This window comes from Pseudomonas sp. JL27(2026) (assembly GCF_056933555.1).
In genome coordinates this window covers 1303938-1324863 of the sequence record NZ_CM167794.1, presented here as the reverse complement: position 1 = coordinate 1324863, position 20926 = coordinate 1303938, and the positions used below count along the sequence as shown (strand labels likewise).

General features: G+C 58.3%; 17 protein-coding genes. 1 reads left to right on the top strand and 16 read right to left on the bottom strand.

What is annotated here, in order from left to right; all coding sequences use genetic code 11:
- Window positions 1-30 precede the first annotated feature (30 nt).
- A complete protein-coding gene (locus AC1Z1G_RS05970; RefSeq protein WP_483625658.1) occupies window positions 31-1143 on the bottom strand; it encodes an S-(hydroxymethyl)glutathione dehydrogenase/class III alcohol dehydrogenase in 1113 nt (370 codons plus the stop codon).
- A gap of 108 nt (window positions 1144-1251) precedes the next feature.
- Between AC1Z1G_RS05970 and AC1Z1G_RS05965 the strand changes: the two genes are divergently transcribed.
- A complete protein-coding gene (locus tag AC1Z1G_RS05965; protein ID WP_483625656.1) occupies window positions 1252-2148 on the top strand; it encodes a LysR substrate-binding domain-containing protein in 897 nt (298 codons plus the stop codon).
- Window positions 2149-2322: 174 nt separating this feature from the next.
- Here the strand turns inward: AC1Z1G_RS05965 and ispD are convergent, their stop codons facing one another.
- From ispD to bamA, 15 genes are all read right to left on the bottom strand, one after another.
- Window positions 2323-3030, bottom strand: coding sequence for a 2-C-methyl-D-erythritol 4-phosphate cytidylyltransferase (gene ispD / locus AC1Z1G_RS05960; RefSeq protein ID WP_483625654.1), 708 nt, complete (start codon window positions 3028-3030; stop codon window positions 2323-2325).
- The gene (gene ftsB / locus AC1Z1G_RS05955) at window positions 3027-3305 is read right to left on the bottom strand and encodes a cell division protein FtsB (protein WP_347904423.1); all 279 of its coding nucleotides are present in this window, start codon (window positions 3303-3305) and stop codon (window positions 3027-3029) included. Before ftsB ends, ispD begins: the two co-directional genes overlap by 4 nt.
- A 169-nt stretch (window positions 3306-3474) precedes the next feature.
- Window positions 3475-4764 carry a phosphopyruvate hydratase gene (gene eno / locus AC1Z1G_RS05950; RefSeq protein WP_483625652.1) on the bottom strand — a complete coding sequence of 430 codons (1290 nt, stop codon included), beginning with the start codon at window positions 4762-4764 and terminating at the stop codon, window positions 3475-3477.
- A gap of 164 nt (window positions 4765-4928) precedes the next feature.
- Window positions 4929-5774 carry a 3-deoxy-8-phosphooctulonate synthase gene (gene kdsA, locus AC1Z1G_RS05945; protein WP_123428480.1) on the bottom strand — a complete coding sequence of 282 codons (846 nt, stop codon included), beginning with the start codon at window positions 5772-5774 and terminating at the stop codon, window positions 4929-4931.
- Window positions 5775-5779: 5 nt separating this feature from the next.
- Window positions 5780-7411: a CTP synthase gene (locus tag AC1Z1G_RS05940; protein ID WP_347904422.1), complete on the bottom strand. Its 1632-nt coding sequence runs from the start codon at window positions 7409-7411 to the stop codon at window positions 5780-5782.
- A 274-nt stretch (window positions 7412-7685) separates the two neighbouring features.
- Window positions 7686-9014, bottom strand: coding sequence for a tRNA lysidine(34) synthetase TilS (tilS, locus tag AC1Z1G_RS05935; RefSeq protein WP_483625650.1), 1329 nt, complete (start codon window positions 9012-9014; stop codon window positions 7686-7688).
- 131 nt (window positions 9015-9145) lie between these two features.
- Window positions 9146-10093 (bottom strand): acetyl-CoA carboxylase carboxyltransferase subunit alpha, encoded by a 948-nt coding sequence (locus AC1Z1G_RS05930; RefSeq protein ID WP_019692099.1) that lies wholly within the window; start codon window positions 10091-10093, stop codon window positions 9146-9148.
- A gap of 152 nt (window positions 10094-10245) precedes the next feature.
- On the bottom strand, window positions 10246-13767 hold the full coding sequence (gene dnaE / locus AC1Z1G_RS05925; protein WP_483625648.1) for a DNA polymerase III subunit alpha: 3522 nt from the start codon (window positions 13765-13767) through the stop codon (window positions 10246-10248).
- A gap of 75 nt (window positions 13768-13842) precedes the next feature.
- Window positions 13843-14469, bottom strand: coding sequence for a ribonuclease HII (gene rnhB, locus AC1Z1G_RS05920; RefSeq protein WP_483627759.1), 627 nt, complete (start codon window positions 14467-14469; stop codon window positions 13843-13845).
- Window positions 14470-14480: 11 nt separating this feature from the next.
- On the bottom strand, window positions 14481-15611 hold the full coding sequence (gene lpxB / locus AC1Z1G_RS05915) for a lipid-A-disaccharide synthase (RefSeq protein WP_483625646.1): 1131 nt from the start codon (window positions 15609-15611) through the stop codon (window positions 14481-14483).
- Window positions 15612-15613: 2 nt separating this feature from the next.
- On the bottom strand, window positions 15614-16390 hold the full coding sequence (gene lpxA, locus AC1Z1G_RS05910; RefSeq protein ID WP_483625644.1) for an acyl-ACP--UDP-N-acetylglucosamine O-acyltransferase: 777 nt from the start codon (window positions 16388-16390) through the stop codon (window positions 15614-15616).
- Complete coding sequence (fabZ, locus tag AC1Z1G_RS05905; RefSeq protein ID WP_008028982.1) at window positions 16387-16827, bottom strand: 3-hydroxyacyl-ACP dehydratase FabZ; 441 nt, start codon at window positions 16825-16827, stop codon at window positions 16387-16389. Before fabZ ends, lpxA begins: the two co-directional genes overlap by 4 nt.
- Before the next feature lie 108 nt (window positions 16828-16935).
- Complete coding sequence (gene lpxD / locus AC1Z1G_RS05900) at window positions 16936-17991, bottom strand: UDP-3-O-(3-hydroxymyristoyl)glucosamine N-acyltransferase (protein ID WP_483625641.1); 1056 nt, start codon at window positions 17989-17991, stop codon at window positions 16936-16938.
- A gap of 3 nt (window positions 17992-17994) precedes the next feature.
- Window positions 17995-18498 carry an OmpH/Skp family outer membrane protein gene (locus AC1Z1G_RS05895; protein ID WP_019692093.1) on the bottom strand — a complete coding sequence of 168 codons (504 nt, stop codon included), beginning with the start codon at window positions 18496-18498 and terminating at the stop codon, window positions 17995-17997.
- A 45-nt stretch (window positions 18499-18543) separates the two neighbouring features.
- The gene (gene bamA / locus AC1Z1G_RS05890) at window positions 18544-20916 is read right to left on the bottom strand and encodes an outer membrane protein assembly factor BamA (RefSeq protein WP_483625639.1); all 2373 of its coding nucleotides are present in this window, start codon (window positions 20914-20916) and stop codon (window positions 18544-18546) included.
- Window positions 20917-20926: the final 10 nt, after the last annotated feature.

The following is a 20926-nucleotide window of genomic DNA, read 5'->3' as shown; positions in this document are numbered from 1 at the left end:
AGCTTGAAGCTTGCCGCTTGCAGCTACTCCTCAGAAATGGATGACAGAACGGATGCTTTTGCCTTCATGCATCAGGTCGAAAGCCTTGTTGATGTCTTCCAGGCCCATGGTGTGGGTAATAAAGGTGTCCAGCGGGATTTCGCCGGTCTGGGCCATTTCCACATAGCTTGGCAATTCAGTGCGCCCGCGCACGCCGCCGAACGCCGAACCGCGCCAGACGCGACCGGTAACCAGTTGGAACGGCCGGGTGGAGATCTCTTGGCCAGCACCGGCCACGCCGATGATCACCGACTCGCCCCACCCTTTGTGGCAGCACTCCAGCGCCGCACGCATCAATTGCACATTGCCGATGCATTCAAAGGAAAAGTCGACGCCGCCATCGGTCATGTCGACAATGACTTCCTGGATCGGACGGTCGAAATCTTTCGGATTCACACAATCGGTCGCGCCCAACTGCCTGGCGATTTCAAACTTGGCCGGGTTGATGTCGATGGCGATGATGCGCGCAGCCTTGGCTTTGACCGCACCGATCACGGCCGACAGGCCAATGCCACCCAGCCCGAAGATCGCCACGGTGTCACCCGGCTTGACCTTGGCGGTGTTGATCACGGCGCCGATTCCGGTGGTGACGCCACAGCCCAGCAGGCAGACTTTTTCCAGCGGCGCTTCTTTAGGAATCTTCGCCACGGAAATTTCCGGCAGCACGGTGTACTCCGAGAAGGTCGAAGTGCCCATGTAGTGGAAAATCGGCTGGCCTTTGTAGGAGAAGCGCGTAGTGCCATCCGGCATCAAACCTTTGCCCTGGGTCGCACGAATGGCCTGGCAGAGGTTGGTCTTGCCCGACTTACAGAATTTGCACTGCCCGCATTCCGGGGTGTACAGCGGGATCACATGATCACCCACCGCCACCGAGGTCACGCCTTCGCCGATTGCTTCGACGATCGCGCCCCCTTCGTGACCGAGAATCGAGGGGAAGATGCCTTCCGGATCTGCGCCCGACAGGGTGTAGGCGTCGGTATGGCACACACCGGAGGCGACGACGCGCAACAGGACTTCTCCCGCCTTGGGCATGGCAACGTCAACTTCAACGATCTCAAGGGGTTTCTTGGCCTCGAAGGCAACGGCAGCGCGCGACTTGATCATCCTGACTCTCTCCAGCGATTAAAAACGAGACAGCGAGTGTAAAACACCACTGGACGATGAATAATCCAGCCAAAAGCAAAACATTATTGCCATACAGGGATAATCATCGTGTCCGAGAACCGCTGGGAAGGTATCGACGAGTTCGTCGCCGTGGCCGAATGCAGCCAATTCACGGCGGCCGCCGAGCGCCTTGGAGTTTCTTCCTCGCACATCAGTCGACAAATCGTACGCCTGGAAGAGCGATTACAGACCCGATTGCTCTACCGCAGCACCCGCCGTGTCACCCTGACTGAGGCCGGGCAAACCTTTCTGCAACATTGCCAACGCTTGCAGGACGGCAGAGAAGAAGCCTTGCGCGCCGTCGGCGACCTGACCAGCGAACCCAAAGGCATGCTGCGCATGACCTGCGCGGTGGCGTACGGCGAGCGTTTTATCGTGCCGTTGGTCACCAGCTTCATGGGGCTTTACCCGCAATTGCGCGTGGACATCGAACTCAGCAACCGCCCACTCGACCTGGTGCATGAGGGACTGGACCTGGCGATACGCCTCGGGCGCCTGCAAGACTCACGACTGGTGGCCACGCGCCTGGCGCCGCGACGCATGTACTTGTGCGCCTCGCCGTCTTACCTTGAACGCTATGGGCGCCCGCACAGTTTGTCCGAGCTCAGTCGGCACAACTGCCTGATCGGCAGCTCGGATATCTGGCAATTGGAGCAGGACGGGCGGGAATTTTCCCAAAGGGTACAAGGCAATTGGCGCTGCAACAGTGGGCAAGCGGTACTGGATGCGGCACTGCAGGGTGTCGGGCTGTGTCAGTTGCCGGACTATTACGTGCTGGAGCATCTGAACAACGGCACGCTGGTGTCGTTGCTCGACGCCCACCAACCACCGAACACCGCCGTGTGGGCGCTGTATCCGCAGCAACGGCATTTGTCACCGAAGGTGCGCAAGTTGGTGGATTATTTGAAGGAAGGGTTGGCCAAGCGGCCGGAGTATCGGAACTAGATCGTTCAGTGCAATTGAGTGTCAGGTTTATTGACTGAGCTGCCGCTTTCGCGAGCAAGCCCGCTCCCGCACTGAAGCGATGTCGATCACAAAAAATGGGCAACGCCAATCAAATGTGGGAGCGGGCTTGCTCGCGAAAGGCGCAATGCGGTACCCGGCCTGCCCCGAAATGATTCAGCGGCGATTAGCCCAGCGTTGACGCAACCACTCCAAATCTTCAGGGCGCGTGACCTTGAGGTTGTCAGACCGCCCTTCGATCAGGCGTGGCGCCAAACCCGACCACTCCATGGCCGAAGCTTCGTCAGTGATGACCGCATCGGCCACCAGGCTGTCGGCCAATGCTCGATGCAGCGCGCCAAGGCGGAACATCTGCGGCGTATAAGCCTGCCAGATCAGGCTGCGATCAACGGTTTCAAGAACTCGGCCATGCTTGTCGACACGTTTCAAGGTGTCGCGAGCAGGAACTGCTAGCAACCCACCGACAGGATCGTCAGCCAGTTCCGACAGCAACTTGTCGAGATCATCACGAGTCAGGTTCGGTCGCGCCGCATCATGGACCAACACCCAGTCATCATCGCCAGCGCCTTGCGCATGCAAATGCAGTAAAGCATTGAGCACCGACCCGGAACGCTCAGCCCCACCCTCCACCCGCTGAATACGGGCGTCGGAAGCACAGGCCAGGTTTGGCCAGTAGGGATCATCAACAGCAAGACTGACCACCAACCCTTTCAGGGAAGGATGATCAAGGAAACAGCCAAGGCTGTGTTCAAGAATAGTGCGCCCGCCCAGTTGCAAGTATTGCTTGGGACGGTCCGCGGCCATACGGGCACCGACGCCCGCGGCAGGAATCACGGCCCAGAAGGCCGGTAATGGCTGGATCATTGGGCCAACTGGTAGAGGGTCTCGCCCTCCTTGACCATGCCCAATTCATGGCGAGCCCGCTCTTCAACGGTCTCCATGCCTTTTTTCAACTCCATGACTTCGGCGTCCAGAACCCGGTTACGCTCCAGCAATGCCTCGTTTTCAGCGTGCTGATCCGCAATCTGCTGAGTCAGGTCGGCCACCTGCGCCAAGCTGCCATTACCCACCCACAGGCGGTATTGCAGGCCGGCCAGCAACAAGAGCAAGACGAGGAACAACCAATTGGGACTGCGCATCGAATATCAGGTATCCAGTGAAAAAAGACAGCCATGCCAAAACTTTGAAGCATCTGATAGCACGAAGCCTGGAAGAACCAGGCTCGTACTCTAAGGCATCAGATTAGCGTCGATAGACCACTACAGCGATGTTATCGACACAATCCGGTGTCTTTTTAACATCCCAAGCTTAGCCGCGGAACTCGCTGCGACCGTTGTACTTGGCTTTTGCACCCAATTGCTCTTCGATACGCAGCAGTTGGTTGTACTTGGAAACGCGGTCGGAACGGCACAGCGAACCAGTCTTGATCTGGCCAGCCGAGGTGCCCACGGCCAGGTCGGCAATGGTCGAATCTTCGGTTTCACCCGAGCGGTGCGAGATCACGGCAGTGTAACCGGCAGCCTTGGCCATCTGGATGGCTTCCAGGGTTTCGGTCAGGGTGCCGATCTGGTTGAACTTGATCAGGATCGAGTTGGCGATCTTCTTGTCGATGCCTTCTTTCAGGATCTTGGTGTTGGTCACGAACAGGTCGTCGCCCACCAGTTGAGTTTTCTCGCCGATCTTGTCAGTGAGGATTTTCCAGCCAGCCCAGTCGGACTCGTCCAGGCCATCTTCAATGGAGATGATCGGGTAACGCTCGGTCAGGCCTTTGAGGTAGTCGGCAAAACCTTCGGCGGTGAACACCTGGCCTTCGCCGGACAGGTTGTACTTGCCGTCTTCGTAGAATTCGCTGGCCGCGCAGTCCAGAGCCAGGGTCACGTCGGTGCCCAGTGTGTAGCCCGCGTTGGCCACGGCTTCGGAGATCACTTTCAGCGCATCTTCGTTGGACGCCAGGTTCGGTGCAAAACCACCTTCGTCACCCACCGCAGTGCTCAGGCCACGGGCCTTCAATACGGCTTTGAGGTGATGGAAAATCTCGGTGCCCATGCGCAGACCTTCCGAGAAGGTCTTGGCGCCAACCGGCTGAACCATGAACTCCTGGATGTCGACGTTGTTATCGGCATGCTCGCCACCGTTGATGATGTTCATCATCGGAACCGGCATCGAGTACACGCCCGGCGTACCGTTCAGGTTGGCAATGTGGGCGTACAACGGCAGGTCTTGATCATGCGCAGCAGCCTTGGCAGCGGCCAGGGACACGGCGAGGATCGCGTTGGCGCCCAGGCTGCCCTTGTTCTCGGTACCGTCCAGCTCGATCATGATGCGGTCGAGGGCTTTCTGGTCAACCGGGTCTTTACCCAACAGCGCAGTGCGAATCGGACCGTTGATGTTGGCAACAGCCTTCAAGACACCCTTGCCCAGATAACGGCTCTTGTCGCCATCACGCAGCTCGAGTGCTTCACGCGAGCCAGTGGAAGCACCGGACGGCGCGCAGGCACTGCCGATGATGCCGTTGTCGAGAAGCACGTCCGCTTCCACGGTGGGATTGCCACGGGAGTCGAGAACTTCACGACCTTTGATGTCGACGATTTTTGCCATTGTTGTAAACACTCCAAAGTTGACTAGAACGCTGCAGGAGCACGACTTGTCGGTGATGGGTCCCCTCAAGGACACCGTCGCCGGCAAGCCGTGCTCCTGCAAGAGCCGTGCGGCCGTGCGGCCAGAGCGATAAATCGAGCGGTACTTTACCGGAGAATCGAGGATTACGCGGTTTCTACCGTCGGAAAACTCTTAACCAGTTCGTCCAGAGCCTTGAGCTGCGCCAGGAATGGCTCCAGCTTGTCCAGACGCAAGGCGCAAGGGCCGTCGCATTTGGCGTTGTCCGGGTCTGGGTGAGCTTCCAGGAACAGGCCCGCCAGCGACTGGCTCATGCCAGCCTTGGCCAGGTCGGTGACCTGGGCGCGGCGACCGCCAGCGGAGTCGGAGCGACCACCGGGCATTTGCAGCGCATGGGTTACGTCGAAGAACACTGGGTATTCGAACTGCTTCATGATGCCGAAGCCGAGCATGTCAACCACCAGGTTGTTGTAGCCGAAGCTCGAACCACGCTCGCAGAGGATCAACTGATCGTTACCCGCTTCTTCGCATTTGCTCAGGATGTGTTTCATTTCCTGAGGCGCAAGGAATTGGGCTTTCTTGATGTTGATCACCGCACCGGTCTTGGCCATCGCCACGACCAGATCGGTCTGGCGCGACAGGAAGGCCGGCAGTTGAATGATGTCGCAGACTTCAGCAACGACCGCAGCCTGTTCAGGCTCGTGGACGTCGGTGATGATCGGCACGCCGAAAGCTTGCTTGATGTCCTGGAAAATCCGCATGCCCTCTTCAAGGCCAGGGCCGCGATAGGAGGTTACGGAAGAACGGTTGGCCTTGTCGAAGCTGGCCTTGAACACGTAAGGGATACCGAGTTTCTCGGTCACCTTTACGTACTCTTCACAGACCTGCATCGCCATGTCGCGGCTTTCCAGCACATTCATGCCACCGAACAGCACCATCGGTTTATCGTTGGCGATTTCGATGTTGCCTACGCGGATGATCTTTTGAGCCATCAGGTTCAAGCCTTCTTCTGGTGTTGAGCCAAAGCTGCTTTGACGAAGCCGCTGAACAACGGGTGACCGTCGCGCGGCGTCGAGGTGAACTCAGGGTGGAACTGGCAAGCGACGAACCATGGATGATCCGGTGCTTCAACCACTTCAACCAGCGCGCCATCACCCGAACGACCGGAGATTTTCAGGCCGGCGTCGATCAGTTGCGGCAGCAGCTTGTTGTTCACTTCGTAACGGTGACGGTGACGCTCGACGATCACGTCCTTGGCGTAGCAATCGTGCACCAGGGAACCGGCTTCCAGCAGGCAGTCCTGTGCGCCCAGGCGCATGGTGCCGCCCAGATCGGACGATTCGGTACGGGTTTCAACGGCGCCGGTGGCATCTTCCCACTCGGTGATCAGACCCACGACCGGGTGACCGCTGGCGCGATCGAACTCGGTGGAGTTAGCGTCTTTCCAGCCCAGTACGTTACGAGCGAACTCGATGACGGCCACTTGCATACCCAGGCAGATACCCAGGTAAGGAACCTTGTTTTCGCGAGCGTATTGGACGGCAGTGATCTTGCCTTCCACGCCACGCAGACCGAAGCCGCCTGGAACCAGAATCGCATCTACGCCTTCAAGCAGCGCGGTGCCCTGGTTTTCGATGTCTTCGGAGTCGATGTAACGCAGGTTGACCTTGGTACGGTTGCTGATACCCGCGTGACTCATCGCCTCGATCAGCGATTTGTAGGCGTCCAGCAGCTCCATGTACTTGCCGACCATCGCGATGGTGACTTCGTGTTCCGGGTTCAACTTGGCATCGACCACCGCTTCCCACTCGGACAGATCGGCACCGCCGCATTGCAGGCCGAAACGTTCCACGACGAAATCATCCAGGCCCTGGGAATGCAGAATGCCCGGGATCTTGTAGATGGTGTCGGCGTCTTCCAGCGCGATAACCGCACGTTCTTCAACGTTGGTGAACTGCGCAATCTTGCGACGCGAGGAGATGTCGATCGGGTGATCGGAACGGCACACCAGCACGTCAGGCTGCAGGCCGATGGAGCGCAGTTCCTTGACCGAGTGCTGGGTAGGCTTGGTTTTGGTCTCGCCAGCGGTGGCGATGTACGGCACCAGTGTCAGGTGCATCAGCATCGCGCGCTTGGCGCCGACTTCGAAACGCAATTGACGGATGGCTTCGAGGAACGGTTGGGACTCGATGTCACCCACGGTGCCACCGATCTCGACCATGGCCACGTCGGCATCGCCGGCGCCCTTGATGATGCGGCGCTTGATTTCGTCGGTGATATGCGGGATCACCTGGATGGTTGCGCCCAGATAGTCACCACGACGCTCTTTGCGCAGGACGTGCTCGTAAACACGGCCAGTGGTGAAGTTGTTGTTCTGGGTCATGGTCGTGCGGATGAACCGCTCGTAGTGACCCAGGTCCAGGTCGGTCTCGGCGCCGTCGTGGGTGACGAACACTTCACCGTGCTGGAACGGGCTCATGGTGCCCGGATCGACGTTGATGTACGGATCCAGTTTCAGCATGGTGACCTTAAGTCCCCGCGCCTCCAGGATGGCCGCCAATGAAGCCGATGCAATGCCTTTCCCCAATGAAGAAACAACACCGCCCGTGACGAATATGTAGCGCGTCATGAAAAACCCTAGAAGTCTGCGTTAAAGCGGTCCGAGCCGCCGGGGAAAGCGAAGGAAGGCCGAAGCCCCCGATCACCTGCATTAGTCACAGTGCATCTTTCAAAAAAACCGCCGCGTTGGGACAGACCGGAAGTGAAAACACCGGTACGTTGCTCGCTACACATTTTTTGGAATCGCCCAGCAAAGACTGCTTGGTAATCGGCAACTCCTGCAATTCAGTCGAATCCACAGAAGTTGTATCAAGAAGGGAGCGTAGTCTACCGGAAAGCCCCTTTCAGCTCAAACCTTGATCTTGGTTTGCTGGCTGCCAGTGCAAACGCCAGTCACCATGGGCACTTCCCGCAAGCCCCGGGAGGTTGGCAACCGCCAACAACTGCCCATCACGGTAGAGCAGCGGCAATCTGCCACGGGCAAACAGCGGCAGGCCGCTTTCGTTAAGCAGGCGTTTGAGATCACGATGCCCGCGACCGAGCAACGACATGACCTCGCCCCCCTGTCGGTAACGAACACTCAACACGCCTTGCGGGGCCTGGCCGCTGAAGGTCAGGCGACCATTGCCCGGCAAATGCAGCGCCTGAGTCGGGTCCGTCCAGCACTGATCCAGCATGGGCTCATTCAGCCAGCCGGCAGGCAGCCACCAGACCCGTCCGCCCGCACGATGCAACTCACCGTCGGCCAAACGCCAGATCGGTCGCGCATCGCACGCCGCATCGCGCACACTTTCCCAACCCGACCAGTGGTCGCTGTCCGGCAACCGCGTCAACGGCGCAAGCCAATGCCTGAGGGTATTGCGCTGGCGGGCGGCGGAGAGCTTTTCAAGCGCTGCCATGTCCAGAGAGAGCACACCCAGCCAATCAAACTCGCTGACGGTCGACGCTTGAAGCAGGTCCATTCCGGCCAACTCATCAAGCAGTGCCTGCGCCTCGCTCAGGTGCGCGGCGCTGCGGGCGATGGTGGCAACAGCCTGCGGCCAACGCTGAGTGAGCGCCGGAAAAATCTGCTGACGAAGGTAATTACGGGAAAACTGCTGATCGGCGTTTGAAGGGTCTTCCACCCAGCTCAATTGATGCGCAGCGGCATAGGCTTCAAGCTCAGCCCGCGACACCTGCAGCAACGGCCGCACCAAATGCCCACGCCCCAGCGGACGCTCCAGCGGCATGGCTGACAACCCTCTCACCCCTGCCCCGCGCAACAGACGAAACATCAGGGTTTCCGCCTGATCGTCACGGTGCTGGGCGGTCAACAGCAGCTCATTGTGTTGAGTCGCGGAGATGAAAGCGCCATACCGCGCATCGCGCGCAGCACGTTCCAGACTCGCGCCGAGCAAGACCTGAACACGCACTACCTCTAATGGCACACCCAGCGCATCACACACCGACTGACAATGGGCCGGCCACGCATCAGCCGCAGCCTGAAGGCCGTGGTGGATATGGATAGCACTGAGCGCTGGCAGGGATTGGGTTTTTGCGAGACGGGCAAGGAGATGCAGCAGGACGGTGGAGTCGAGCCCGCCACTGAACGCAATGCGCCAGGCATGGGCGTTGCGCCAAGGCTTCAGGTTCAGCAGTAGCCTGACTGGCAGATCAATCATGGGCTGATTCATATCGATCCCTTCACACAAAACAAATGTGGGAGCGGGCTTGCCCGAGAAGGCGGCTCAACATTCAACACATCAGTTGACTGTTATACCGCTTTCGCGAGCAAGCCCGCTCCCACATTGAAGCCGAGGTCAGATCAGAGACCGTAGCTCATCAGACGCTCGTAACGGCGAGCCAGCAGCGCGTCGTTGTCGAACTTCTTCAGCATCGCCAGTTGCGAGCTCAGCTCAGCACGGATCGAAGCGGCGGCAGCCGCTGGATCGCGGTGTGCGCCGCCCAGTGGCTCGCTGATCACTTTATCCACGATACCCAGGCCTTTCAGGCGCTCGGCGGTAATGCCCATGGCTTCAGCGGCATCCGGGGCTTTTTCGGCGGTTTTCCACAGAATCGAAGCACAACCCTCTGGCGAGATCACCGCGTAGGTCGAGTACTGCAGCATGTTCAGTTGATCGCACACACCGATCGCCAGCGCACCACCGGAACCACCCTCACCGATCACGGTGGCGATGATTGGGGTTTTCAGGCGTGCCATGACGCGCAGGTTCCAAGCGATCGCTTCGCTCTGGTTACGCTCTTCAGCATCGATACCCGGGTAGGCACCCGGGGTGTCGATGAAGGTCAGGATCGGCATTTTGAAGCGCTCGGCCATTTCCATCAGGCGGCAAGCCTTACGGTAGCCTTCCGGACGCGGCATGCCGAAGTTACGGCGCACTTTCTCGCGCACTTCGCGGCCTTTCTGGTGACCGATGATCATCACCGGCTGATCGTCCAGGCGGGCAACACCGCCAACGATCGCAGCGTCGTCGGAGAAGTGGCGATCACCGTGCAACTCATCGAACTCGGTGAAGATGTGTTCGATGTAGTCCAGGGTGTAAGGGCGACGCGGGTGACGCGCCAGACGTGCGATCTGCCAGCTGGTCAGCTTGCCGAAGATGTCTTCGGTGAGCGTGCTGCTCTTGTCTTGCAGGCGGGAGATTTCATCGCCGATATTCAGCGAATTGTCATTACCGACCAAGCGCAACTCTTCGATCTTGGCTTGCAGGTCGGCGATCGGCTGTTCGAAATCAAGAAAATTCGGGTTCATAGGCGTCCGTCTTGGGTCGACGTCCAAGAGAGCTTGGGCCGGCCGGTTGTCTATTCGCGCCCTACCTTAAGGGAGAGGCGCGTTCAGGTCGAGATTAAAAACTGGATCGAGATCAGGGGATACTCTTGAAGACAAGAAGTGCCCCCTGACCGTCAACGGTATTGGAGGAAGACGTTGTCTCGCCCGAACTGGTCACGCAGGGCTTGAATCAAGGCATCCGCCGGATCGATTCGCCACGTCTCGCCAAACTGCAACAAAGCCTTGGCATCGGGGCTGGTGTACTCCATGGTAATCGGGCACGCGCCCCGGTGGCGCTTGAACAACTCGCCCAGCCAGCGTAGCTGATCGCCTTTGAGGTCCTGGGTCTGGACCTTCAAACGCAAGCTTTCGGCCAGGTTGGTGCGCGCATCTTCCATGCTCATCACCCGCTTGACCCGCAAGCGCAAGCCGCCGGAGAAGTCGTCATTGCTGACCTCGCCTTCGACCACCACCATGGCATCGGTCTGCAACAGCGACTGCGCGGAATGGAAGGCCTCGGCAAACAACGACGCCTCGATGCGGCCCGAGCGGTCGTCGAGGGTGATGAACCCCATCTTGTCGCCCTTTTTGTTCTTCATGACGCGCAGCGCGATGATCATGCCCGCGACTGTCTGGGTATCACGCGCAGGCTTGAGGTCGATGATGCGCTGGCGGGCAAAACGACGGATCTCACCTTCGTACTCGTCAATCGGGTGACCGGTGAGGTACAGGCCCAGGGTGTCTTTCTCCCCTTTCAGCCGTTCCTTGAGCGTCAGCTCCTTGGCCTTGCGGTGATTGGCGTAGACATCGGCGTCTGCTTCAACGAACAGACCGCCAAACAGGTCGGCGTGACCACTGTCGTGAGTACGTGCGGTCTGCTCGGCCGCCTTGATCGCCTCTTCCATCGCGGTCAGCAAGACCGCACGGTTGAGGTCGATGTTGGCCTGATAAGCCTTCGGCTCATCGTGGAAGTACGGGCCAAGGCGATCCAGGGCGCCACTGCGGATCAAGCCGTCGAGGGTTCGTTTGTTGATGCGCTTGAGGTCGACCCGGGCGCAAAAATCGAACAGATCCTTGAACGGCCCGTCCTGCCGCGCCTCGGTAATCGCCTCGACCGGCCCTTCGCCAACCCCCTTGATTGCGCCCAGCCCGTAAATAATGCGGCCTTCGTCATTCACCGTGAACTTGAACTCGGAGGTATTCACATCCGGCGCGTCGAGACGCAGCTTCATGGTGCGAATTTCTTCGATCAAGGTCACAACCTTGTCGGTGTTGTGCATATCCGCCGAAAGCACCGCCGCCATGAATGGTGCCGGGTAATGAGCTTTCAGCCACGCTGTCTGGTACGACACCAGGCCGTAGGCGGCGGAGTGAGACTTGTTGAAGCCGTAACCGGCGAATTTCTCTACCAGGTCGAAGATGTTACCCGCAAGATCGGCGTCGATATTGTTGGTGGCGCAACCTTCAATGAACCCACCGCGCTGCTTGGCCATTTCTTCGGGTTTTTTCTTACCCATGGCTCGACGCAGCATGTCCGCACCACCGAGGGTGTAACCGGCCATGACCTGGGCAATCTGCATCACCTGTTCCTGATACAGGATGATGCCGTACGTCGGCGCCAATACCGGCTTGAGGCCTTCGTACTGGTAATCCGAATGCGGGTACGCCAGTTCGGCGCGACCGTGCTTACGGTTAATGAAGTCGTCCACCATGCCCGACTGCAGCGGGCCGGGGCGGAACAATGCTACCAGTGCAATCAAGTCTTCCAGGCAGTCGGGCTTGAGCTTTTTGATCAGCTCTTTCATGCCTCGCGACTCAAGCTGGAACACCGCCGTGGTTTCAGCTTTTTGCAGCAGCGCGTAGGTCGGCTTGTCATCCAGCGGGATAAACGCAATATCCAGCGGCGGCTCGCTGACCTTGGCGCGGTCGCGGTTAATGGTTTTCAGCGCCCAGTCGATGATCGTCAGGGTCCGCAGGCCCAGGAAGTCGAACTTCACCAGGCCGGCTGCCTCGACGTCGTCCTTGTCGAACTGGGTTACCAGGCCACCACCTTCTTCGTCGCAATAGATCGGCGAGAAGTCGGTCAGCTTGGTCGGCGCGATAACCACACCCCCGGCGTGCTTGCCGACGTTACGCACCACGCCTTCAAGCTTGCGGGCCATTTCCCAGATTTCGGCGGCTTCTTCATCGACCTTGATGAAGTCACGCAGGATTTCTTCCTGTTCGTAGGCTTTTTCCAGAGTCATGCCGACTTCGAACGGAATCATCTTCGACAGACGATCCGCCAACCCGTAGGACTTGCCCTGTACTCGTGCCACGTCGCGGACCACAGCCTTGGCCGCCATGGAACCAAAGGTGATGATCTGGCTTACGGCGTTACGACCATACTTCTCGGCCACGTAGTCGATCACCCGGTCGCGACCGTCCATGCAGAAGTCGACGTCGAAGTCGGGCATGGATACCCGTTCCGGGTTAAGGAAACGTTCGAACAGCAGGTCATATTCCAGCGGGTCGAGGTCGGTGATCTTCTGCACATAGGCCACCAGCGACCCGGCACCCGACCCACGGCCCGGACCTACCGGTACGCCGTTGTTCTTGGCCCACTGGATAAAGTCCATAACGATCAAGAAGTAACCGGGGAACCCCATCTGGATGATGATATCCAGCTCGAAATTCAACCGATCAACGTAGACCTGACGCTTGGCTTCATAGTCTTCGGTAGTGTCCTTGGGCAGCAGAACGCTCAAGCGCTCCTCAAGACCATCGAAGGACACCTTGCGGAAATACTCGTCGATGGTCATGCCATCGGGAATCGGGAAGTTGGGCAGGAAGTGCGTGCCCAGCTTCACTTCGATGTTGCAGCGCTTGGCGATCTCGACGGTGTTTTCCAGCGCCTCCGGCAAGTCGCTGAACAACTCGGCCATTTCCTCGGCGCTTTTGAGGTACTGCTGGTCACTGTAATTCTTGGAGCGACGCGGATCGTCGAGCGCCCGGCCTTCGCCGATGCACACGCGGGTTTCGTGGGCCTCGAAGTCCTGCTGCTTGATGAAGCGCACATCGTTGGTCGCCACCAGCGGCGCGCCGATTTTTTCGGCCAGGGCCACGGCGCCGTGTAGTTGCTCTTCGTCGTTGGGCCGGTTGGTGCGCTGTACTTCCAGATAGAAACGATCCGGGAACACCGCCATCCATTCGCGTGCCAGGGTCTCGGCTTCGTCGGGGTTGCCGCTGAGCATGGCAATACCGATCTCGCCCTCTTTGGCCGCCGACAGCATGATCAAGCCTTCGTTGGCCTCGGCCACCCACTCGCGCTCGATGATGATCTGGCCGTTACGCTGACCGTCGATGAAACCACGGGAGATCAACTCGGTGAGGTTGCGATAACCCACAGCGTTCATCGCCAGGAAGCTGATGCGGCTGAGCGGGTTATCCGGGTCTTTGTTCGACAGCCACAGGTCAGCACCGCAGATCGGCTTGATCCCGGCACCCATGGCATTTTTGTAGAACTTGACCAGGGAACACATGTTGTTCTGATCGGTGACCGCCACGGCAGGCATGTTCATGCCAACCAGGGTCTTGACCAGCGGCTTGATCCGCACCAGACCGTCGACCAGGGAGTATTCAGTGTGCAGGCGTAGATGAACGAATGAAGCCGGCATAGTGATCCTGCTAATAACGTGGAGACAACAAGGCCCGGATTGTACCGGGCCTTGGTAAAAACATCAGCCTTGCGACTAACTCTCGATCAACCCCTCACGCGCCTCGTAGGCCAGCCGCACAGGGGCAAACGAACGTCGGTGAATCGGTGTCGGCCCCAGACGGCTCAAGGCTTCCAGATGAACGGGCGTCGGGTAGCCTTTGTGACCGCCGATGCCGTACCCCGGATAAATCAGTTCGAAAGCGGCCATTTCGCGATCCCGGCTGACTTTCGCCAGAATCGAGGCGGCGGCAATCGCCGGCACCTTGCTATCGCCCTTGACCACTGCCTCAGCCGCCATTGCCAGTTTCGGGCAACGGTTGCCATCGATCATCGCCAGTTTCGGCGTGATATGCAGGCCTTCAACGGCGCGCTGCATGGCCAGCATGGTGGCGTGCAGGATATTCAGTTCGTCGATTTCTTCGACTTCGGCACGCGCGATGCACCAGCTCAGGGCTTTCTCGCGGATTTCATCGTAGAGCTTTTCACGGCGCGCTTCGGTGAGTTTCTTCGAATCGTTGAGGCCGAGAATCGGCCGGTTTGGATCGAGGATCACCGCTGCCGTCACGACCGCACCGCACAACGGGCCACGACCGACTTCATCGACACCCGCCACCAGGTCTTCGGCGTCTGCGACGAGGGTAAAATCCAGGCCCATTTGCATCTTTACGTTACTCATTGAGGGTTGCCGATCAATTTAAGGACGGCGTCCGCGGCCTGATTCGAAGCATCAAGGCGCAAGGTGCGGTGAATTTGATCAAACCCGGCGGTCTGTTCTTCACCCCCCTCGATCAACGGCAACAGGGTTTGCGCCAGCGCCTCAGGCGTTGCATCGTCCTGCAGCAACTCGGGCACCAGCAAACGCTGGGCCAGCAAGTTCGGCAACGAGATGTAAGGGCTTTTGACCATGCGCTTGAGAATCCAGAACGTCAGCGGCGCCAGGCGATAGGCAACCACCATCGGCCGCTTGTACAGCAAGGCCTCCAGAGTCGCTGTGCCAGAAGCAATCAACACCGCATCACAGGCGGCCAGCGCTTGATGTGATCGGCCGTCGAGCAGTGTCACCGGCAAATCACGCCCCACCAGCAACGCTTCGATCTGCTCACGGCGCTCCGGACTGGCACACGGCATGACAAACCGCACACCCGGGCACAGCACGCGTAAACGCTCAGCCGTATCAAGGAACAAGCCGCCCAGGCGCCCGACCTCACCACCTCGGCTACCCGGCATCAACGCGACCAACGGGCCAGCGGACAATCCCAGCTCAGAACGCGCAGCAGCGCGATCAGCCTCAAGGGGAATGGCATCGGCCAGCGAATGACCGACGAAGCGAACGGGCACACCCTTCTCTTCGTAAAATTTGGCTTCGAACGGGAACAGCGTCAGCATCAGGTCGCAGCCATCGCGGATCTTCAGCACGCGCTTCTGACGCCAGGCCCAGACTGAAGGGCTGACGTAGTGCACGGTCTTGATGCCGGCCTGACGCAGCTTTAGCTCGATATTGAGGGTGAAATCCGGCGCATCGATGCCGATGAACACGTCCGGCTTTTCTGCGATCAAGGTGGCGATCAGCTTTTTGCGACGAGCGAGCAGCTCACGCAGACGCCCCAGGACTTCAACCAGCCCCATGACCGCGAGGCGCTCCATCGGAAAATAAGAGGTCAGGCCTTCGGCCTGCATCAGCGGCCCACCAACACCAATGAACTCAACGCCTTGGTGCTGAGCCTTGAGCGCACGCATCAAACCTGCACCCAGAATATCGCCAGAGGCTTCGCCTGCCACCAGCGCAATACGCAGATTGGCCATGGTTAACGGGTGATGCCGCGAGTCGATGACTGGATCGAGTCACGGAAGACCGCAACTTCAGGAAACTGTGCCGAAGGCTCGGCCAGCTCGGCCAACGCCTGCTCAACAGTCAGGCCTTGGCGATAAACCACTTTGTAGGCACGGCGCAACGCGTGGATGGCGTCTTCGCTGAAACCACGACGGCGCATGCCTTCGAAGTTCATGCTACGGGCTTCTGCCGGGTTGCCGAACACCGTGACATAGGCAGGAACATCCTTGCCAATGGCCGTACCCATGCCGGAAAAGCTGTGGGTGCCGATATGGCAATACTGGTGAACCAGGGTAAAACCAGACAGGATCGCCCAGTCTTCAACGTGTACATGACCCGCCAGCGCGGTGTTGTTGACCAGAATGCAGTGGTTGCCAATCACGCTGTCATGGCCGATGTGGGCATAGGCCATGATCAGGTTATGGTCGCCCAGGGTCGTTTCGGAACGGTCCTGGACGGTGCCACGGTGAATCGTCACGCCTTCACGGATGATGTTGTGGTCACCGATCACCAGGCGGGTCTCTTCACCCTTGTACTTCAGATCGGGCGTGTCCTCACCTACCGATGAAAACTGGTAGATGCGGTTGTGCTTGCCAATCCGGGTCGGGCCTTTAAGTATCACGTGCGGCCCGATCACTGTTCCCTCGCCGATTTCCACACCTGCGCCGATGATCGACCAAGGGCCGACCTCGACGTCGTCGGCCAGAATGGCCGTCGGATCGATGATTGCGCGAGGGTCAATCAAACTCATACTTTTTGTTCCGCACAGATGATCTCGGCCGAGCATACCGGCTTGCCATCCACCGACGCCTGGCATTCAAACTTCCAGATCTTACGCTTGCAACTGATGAAAGTAGCTTCGAGGATCAATTGGTCGCCAGGCTTGACCGGCTGACGGAAACGCAGCTTGTCGGAGCCGACGAAGTAGTAAAGGGTGCCATCAGCAGGTTTCACGTCCAGCATCTTGAAACCCAGGATGCCTGCGGCCTGCGCCATCGCTTCGATGATCAGCACGCCTGGCATGATCGGGTGCGCGGGGAAGTGACCATTGAAGAACGGTTCGTTGATGCTGACATTCTTGTAGGCACGAATGCGCTTGCCTTCAACATCCAGATCCACCACCCGGTCCACCAGCAGGAACGGGTAACGGTGAGGCAGGTATTCGCGAATCTCGTTGATGTCCATCATTTCGGGGGGAAGCCTATGTAAAGATTGGGAGCGCGCGGCAAACGCGCACTCCTCTAGCAAATCAAGGAGGCAGTCTAGCGGCTGAGCACACTTGATATGGAAATGGTATCAGCCTTCAGATGAAGCATTGGCGTCAGGGGTCACGTCCCCTACACGCTTCTCCAGCTGTCGCAAACGCCGCGCGATGTCATCGAGCTGACGGATGCGAGCCGCGCTTTTGCGCCATTCGGCCGCTGGCTGCATGGCTGTACCGGATGAGTAGGAGCCCGGCTCGGTAATCGAGTGAGTCACCATCGTCATCCCGGTCAGGAAAACGTTGTCGCAAATATCAATGTGCCCTACCAGCCCTACACCACCGGCGAGCATGCAATGCTTGCCGATTTTGGTACTGCCGGAAATCCCCACGCAGGCAGCCATGGCGGTGTGGTCACCGACCTGCACGTTGTGGGCAATTTGAATCTGATTGTCGAGCTTCACGCCATTACCGATCACGGTATCGGCCAGCGCACCGCGATCAATAGCGGTGTTAACGCCAATTTCCACATCGTCGCCGATCAACACGCCGCCGACCTGGGCAATTTTCTGCCAGATGCCCTTCTCGTTGGCAAAGCCGAAGCCTTCACCGCCCAGCACTGCACCCGACTGAATCACCACTCGCTTGCCGACCCGTACGTCGTGATACAGCGTCACACGCGGAGCCAGCCAGCCGCCCTCGCCGATTTCGCTGCGAGCGCCGATGAAGCAATGAGCGCCAATCGTCACGCCCGCAGCAATCCGTGCAGCGCTTTCTATCACGGCAAACGCGCCGATACTCGCCGCCGGATCAACCACCGCATCCTCAGCCACAACAGCTGTTGGATGAATACCGGCAGCAGCCTTGGGTTTCGGGTCGAACAGATGGGAAACCCGCGCATACGCGGCATACGGATCTGGCACAACCAGCGCATCACCGGCAAACCCTTCGGCATCGGCGGCCTTCAGCAACACGGCTGCGGCTTGGCTGTCAGCCAGGTATTTACGGTATTGGGGATTTGCCAGAAAGCTCAACTGAGCTGGGCCAGCCTCCTGCAAGGTGGCTAGCCCAGTAATTTCTTTCTCCGCAGAGCCACGCAACGTAGCCCCGAGGAACTCGGCCAACTGGCCGAGTTTTATAGTCGCTGTCATGGATTACTTCAGTTGATTCATGCGCTCGATAACCTGGCGGGTGATGTCGTACTGAGGTTTGACGTCAATCACTGCACCACGCTCGAAGACCAGGTCAAAAGCACCTTTTTTGATGACTTCTTCCACAGCGCTATCCAGTTTTGGCTTGAGCTGCTTCAGCATTTCACGGTCAGCAACGGCTTTGGCTTCGTTCAGCTCTTTAGACTGGAACTGGAAGTCGCGGGCCTTTTGCTTGAATTCCAGCTCAAGACGCTCGCGCTCGCCCTGGGCCATTTTGTCGCCACCGCTGACCAGACGATCCTGGATGCCTTTGGCACTGCTTTCCAGAGTCTTGAGCTTGGTCAGTTGCGGACCGAATTTCTTCTCGGCATCCACGGCGTACTTCTTCGCCGCATCCGACTCCAGCAGAGCCATTTGGTAGTTCAGTACCGCAATTTTCATTTCGGCAAATGCCGGGGTCGCTACCAGGACAGTCGCCAGGAGAACCAATTGAGTCAACTTACGCACGATGCACTCCTACAAAATCCATTGTCGTTATCTTGGGTCAGGCTCTTAGAAAGTCTGACCGAGGGAGAATTGGAACACCTGAGTCTCAGCGTTATCCGGTTCCTTGATCGGCATCGCCAACGCAAAGCTCAATGGACCCAGTGCAGTAACCCACGTCACACCGACACCGACCGAGCTGGCCAGACCGGAGAGGTCGACATTGTTGCACTCAATTTTCTTGCCAGTAGCCGATACCTTGTTCGAAGAGCAATTGCTGTCGAACACGTTACCAACATCCCAGAAGACCGAGGTCCGCAAGGAACGTTGATCCTTGACGAAGGGCAGCGGGAACAGAATTTCTACACCACCTTGAACCAGCACGTTACCACCGAACGGCAGAGGGTCCTGGTCCGGGTCTTTGCTTGTACCAGGATTCTTACCGGTACTTGGCGTACTGCGAGGACCCAACGTGCTGTCCTTGAAGCCACGAACCGAGTTGAAACCGCCTGCGTAGTAGTTCTCGTAGAACGGTAGACCATCGGTCGAACCATAGCCATCGCCATAACCGAGTTCGGTATGCAAGCGCATGGTGTAGTTGTCAGTCAAAGGCTGGAACAACTGACCACGGTAGTCGAGCTTGAAGAACGACAGGTCGCTGCCTGGCGTGGTGGCTTCCAGCGTCAGGCTCTGGGAGTGACCACGTGTCGCCAACACGCCTTTGTTCAGGGTCGACTCGGACCAACCGGCCGATGCCTTGAAGTTCAGGTAGTTGTCGCCTTCTTTTTTCACGAAATCGAAGATCTCGTCAACGGTGTACTTGCCGGTATTGATTTTGTCTTGCTGCGCGGTCAGACCAAAGGTCAGACGCGAGGTCTCGCTGATCGGATAGCCGACGCTGACGCCAGCCCCCAGGCTATCCACCGCATAGTTGGCCACATCGACATCGAGGTCTTTGTAGTCAGTGGTGCGATAGAACGCGTTGTAACCCAGGCTCACGCCATCAGCAGTCCAGTAGGGGTCGACATAACCGAAGTTATAGCGGCTCTGGTATTCGCTGCGGGTCAGACCGATGCTGACCTTGTTACCTGTCCCCAGGAAGTTGTTCTGGGTGATCGAACCGCCCAGGATCAAACCGGCGCTCTGAGCAAAACCAACGCTGGCGGTGATCGAACCGGAAGCTTGCTCTTCAACACTGTAGTTCACGTCAACCTGGTCGTCGGTACCCGGCACAGCCGGCGTTTCGACGTTGACTTCCTTGAAGAAGCCCAGGCGTTCCAGACGGGTCTTGGACTGGTCGATCAGGTAGGTCGAAGCCCAGCCACCTTCCATCTGGCGCATTTCACGGCGCAGCACTTCGTCTTCCGACTTGGTGTTGCCGCGGAAGTTGATGCGGTTTACATAGGCACGCTTGCCCGGGTCAACCACGAAGGTGATATCGACAGTGTGATCGTCGTCGTGTGGCTGCGGCACGCCGTTGACGTTGGCAAAGGTATAACCCTCGTTACCTAGGCGGCGCGTGATCAGTTCGGATGTGGTGGTCATCAGCTTGCGCGAGAACACCTGGCCTTTCTGAACCAGCAACAGAGCCTTGACCTGGTCTTCAGGGACTTTCAGGTCACCGCTCAGCTTGACGTCACGAACGCTGTACTTCTCGCCTTCGTTAACGTTGACGGTGATGTAGACGTGTTTCTTGTCCGGGGTAATGGACACCTGGGTCGAAGCAATATCCATGTTGATATAGCCACGGTCCAGGTAGTAGGAACGCAGGCGTTCCAGGTCACCGGACAATTTTTCACGAGCGTACTTGTCATCGTTCTTGAAGAACGACAACCAGTTGGTGGTTTTGAGTTCGAACAGGTCGATCAGGTCTTCGTCGGCGAAAACGGTGTTACCCACCACGTTGATGTGCTGGATAGCAGCAACAGTGCCTTCGTTGATGTTGACCTTCAAGGCAACGCGGTTACGCGGCTGCGGCACCACTTCGGTGTCGACGGTCGCCGAGTAGCGGCCTTGAGCGACATACTGACGCTGCAGTTCGTTACGCACGCCTTCAAGGGTCGCACGCTGGAAGATCTCGCCTTCGGCCAGACCGGACTGTTTGAGACCTTTCATCAAGTCTTCAGTGGAGATCGCCTTGTTGCCATCGATCTCGATACTGGCAACCGATGGGCGCTCGACTACCGTGATGACCAGGACATTGCCATCGCGGCCCAGCTGGATATCTTGAAAGAAACCGGTTTTGAACAGCGCACGAGTGGATTCCACCAGGCGACGATCATCCGCCTGTTCACCGACGTTCAACGGCAAGGCACCAAAGACGCTACCCGCGGAGACCCGCTGGAGGCCATTGACGCGAATATCGGAGATAGTGAAGGACTCGGCGTGAACTTCGGCGATCATCAATACGGTGAGAACCGCAGTTAGCAGCAGACGTTTCATGAAGTCCTTT

Excerpts from the sequence above, each read along its gene's own strand:
- AC1Z1G_RS05970 (WP_483625658.1), bottom strand. The coding sequence starts at position 1,143 with ATGATCAAGTCGCGCGCTGCCGTTGCCTTCGAGGCCAAGAAACCCCTT.
- ispD (WP_483625654.1), bottom strand. The coding sequence starts at position 3,030 with ATGATCCAGCCATTACCGGCCTTCTGGGCCGTGATTCCTGCCGCGGGC.
- ftsB (WP_347904423.1), bottom strand. The coding sequence starts at position 3,305 with ATGCGCAGTCCCAATTGGTTGTTCCTCGTCTTGCTCTTGTTGCTGGCC.
- eno (WP_483625652.1), bottom strand. The coding sequence starts at position 4,764 with ATGGCAAAAATCGTCGACATCAAAGGTCGTGAAGTTCTCGACTCCCGT.
- kdsA (WP_123428480.1), bottom strand. The coding sequence starts at position 5,774 with ATGGCTCAAAAGATCATCCGCGTAGGCAACATCGAAATCGCCAACGAT.
- AC1Z1G_RS05940 (WP_347904422.1), bottom strand. The coding sequence starts at position 7,411 with ATGACGCGCTACATATTCGTCACGGGCGGTGTTGTTTCTTCATTGGGG.
- tilS (WP_483625650.1), bottom strand. The coding sequence starts at position 9,014 with ATGAATCAGCCCATGATTGATCTGCCAGTCAGGCTACTGCTGAACCTG.
- AC1Z1G_RS05930 (WP_019692099.1), bottom strand. The coding sequence starts at position 10,093 with ATGAACCCGAATTTTCTTGATTTCGAACAGCCGATCGCCGACCTGCAA.
- dnaE (WP_483625648.1), bottom strand. The coding sequence starts at position 13,767 with ATGCCGGCTTCATTCGTTCATCTACGCCTGCACACTGAATACTCCCTG.
- rnhB (WP_483627759.1), bottom strand. The coding sequence starts at position 14,469 with ATGCAAATGGGCCTGGATTTTACCCTCGTCGCAGACGCCGAAGACCTG.
- lpxB (WP_483625646.1), bottom strand. The coding sequence starts at position 15,611 with ATGGCCAATCTGCGTATTGCGCTGGTGGCAGGCGAAGCCTCTGGCGAT.
- lpxA (WP_483625644.1), bottom strand. The coding sequence starts at position 16,390 with ATGAGTTTGATTGACCCTCGCGCAATCATCGATCCGACGGCCATTCTG.
- fabZ (WP_008028982.1), bottom strand. The coding sequence starts at position 16,827 with ATGATGGACATCAACGAGATTCGCGAATACCTGCCTCACCGTTACCCG.
- lpxD (WP_483625641.1), bottom strand. The coding sequence starts at position 17,991 with ATGACAGCGACTATAAAACTCGGCCAGTTGGCCGAGTTCCTCGGGGCT.
- bamA (WP_483625639.1), bottom strand. The coding sequence starts at position 20,916 with ATGAAACGTCTGCTGCTAACTGCGGTTCTCACCGTATTGATGATCGCC.